This window comes from Runella salmonicolor, assembly GCF_024158025.1.
Lineage (GTDB): Bacteria > Bacteroidota > Bacteroidia > Cytophagales > Spirosomataceae > Runella > Runella salmonicolor.
Genome location: NZ_JAMZEL010000032.1, coordinates 1 through 1,683, shown reverse-complemented (window position 1 = coordinate 1,683; position 1,683 = coordinate 1). Strand labels below are relative to the sequence as shown.

The 1,683-nt window shown below is 36.0% G+C and carries 1 protein-coding gene; it reads right to left on the bottom strand.

Annotated elements, in window-relative coordinates:
* Nucleotides 1-211: 211 nt before the first annotated feature.
* The gene (locus NCI00_RS29330) at nt 212-1,552 is read right to left on the bottom strand and encodes a transposase (protein WP_253533520.1); all 1,341 of its coding nucleotides are present in this window, start codon (nt 1,550-1,552) and stop codon (nt 212-214) included.
* Nucleotides 1,553-1,683 lie beyond the last annotated feature (131 nt).

Genomic DNA, 1,683 nt, shown 5'->3' with positions numbered 1-1,683 from the left:
TAGGCTTTCCTTGGAAATTACTTGGGACTTTGTTTTTCTTTAAAAACCCCAGCTAACTATTGCTGGGGTTTTTAACTTTTGATTAACTTACCACAGAATAATACAACATTTACAAATTTTTCATCTATCTACCTCGAAGAGGGTGAATTTTAAGCATAGTTTTCTCACCTTACTCGCCGTAAGTTATTTTTTGATGATAAAATTGGTATTTTTAGGCTGCTTGCCGAAGCCCTTTTTGGGCTTTTTCTCGCCTCGATGCTATCTTAACAGCGTTGGCTGTATGAATGCCAAAAAAGAGCCAGACGCGTTCGGTAGCAGGGTTTTGAGCCTTAATTTTGTGAAGTAGATAATGCTCCTTTTCTGTTCCAAAACTTCCCTCAAGGCTTGTGCTTCGTTGTTTGTTGAGTAGCTCTTTTATCTTTTTGGTAGGTTTGTCATCTTTACCTGCTCCTTTGCGGACAAAGTTTGTCTGAATGTCATTTTGAGTACAAAATCGCCTATTTTCATTGGTAGCATAAATCTTATCGGTCGATAAATGAGTACATTCTCCAAAGTTATTTTTATGTTTCAAGACGCTTATTTTCAATCTCTTGCACTCATTAAATGCTTCATAGCTAGCATGTTCTATAAGATTGATACCTCCCACCTGCACTTTATGAACTTTTATGCCAAACTCGACTGGTTTATTTTCTTTTCCTCTGACAATAGGGCGAATATAGGGTTTATGTAAGCTTACAATCCGATGCTTGATCTTTGACTTGGGGTGATTAAAATAATGATTTTGCTGCTGATAGACTTGCTTGATAGTTTTAAAAACAGAAGCCTCTTTGTGGGACAGTCCCTCGGCTTTAGTTTGGTTAAGAATCGATTGAAATTCATTAATTCCTTTCGATAATAGATGAAGGTATGCTCGTTTTCTGGCTTGAGTTTTTCGGTGTGTTTTCTTTCTGAGTTTACAATACACCAAATGTTTCTTTTTTTGCTCTTGGAACTTGGAACGTGGTTCTTTCAACTTGTGAGCCCTACAAAATTGAGGGATTTTTTTGTTCCATAACCATTCACAGCATTCCCAAAGAATCTTCGCATCGGTTGGAAAACGAATATATACTTCATAGCATGTCGCATCGGCCAACATCACATTTTTCTCAGGCAACTCCTCTTTCCAGTTTTTAATCATTTTTGACTGAAAAACCTCAAAATCAACATGTTGACTAAGATAATTCCTCACCTTTGATACAAATGAATTATCCTTAATAAATTCATTATCAGTTAGTAATACACCACAAAACATTTGCATCGACCAGTCCGTATTGAACCGTTCTAACAATTTTTCATCACTCAATTTGGTGTAATGTTTCAAAAACATCAACCCAAAATAGCCTTGAGCAGGAAGCCATGATGGCGCACCTGCCATCGTTTTTTTCTTAGGAAGTAGCTCAATCAGTGATGACCAGTTGATGGTTTGATAAATCGAACCTAAATTAGTTGAATTCTTGAATAAATACAATTTATTGAAAATTGGAGAATCCAAGTCAAATAACGTATATTGCATCTGTATTTTAGGTTTGTTAGCACAACTAAAATACGAAAATCCCCGAATTATGCCAAATACGCGCATATTCGGGGATTATTTTTTGATGCAAAGTACTGATAATTAATATCTTAACCCTTTAAAGGGAAGCC

What these genes read in the sequence shown, in the direction of transcription:
- NCI00_RS29330 (WP_253533520.1), bottom strand. Translation starts at nt 1,552, where the DNA reads ATGCAATATACGTTATTTGACTTGGATTCTCCAATTTTCAATAAATTG.